1 protein-coding gene is annotated in these 324 nt (G+C 49.7%); it reads right to left on the reverse strand.

The window, feature by feature from the left end; translation table 11 throughout:
* On the reverse strand, positions 1–324 hold a 324-nt coding region (locus tag HC176_RS18515; RefSeq protein WP_209309823.1), incomplete at both ends, for a PLP-dependent transferase.

Here is a 324-nt window from a genome sequence, read left to right on the forward strand (position 1 = left end):
CCCCGGGATGATTTTTTAGGAATCTGGCGACTGCTTCCCCGTTTTCGCAATGTCTTTGCATACGCAGGTGCAGGGTCTTGATCCCTCTCAAAACAAGAAAACTATCCTGTGGTCCACAAATAGCACCACTTGCATTTTGGTTGAATTGTAGTCTCTCTGCAAGCTCCTCGTCATTCAACACCAAACCACCAAGCACCACATCGCTATGACCTCCCAGGTATTTCGTTGCGCTGTGCATCACGATGTCTGCTCCCAGTTCCAGTGGCTGCTGCAGGTATGGCGTTGCAAAAGTGTTGTCGACAGCCAGCAGCAGTTGATGTTTCT

The organism is Tamlana crocina (genome assembly GCF_012037625.1).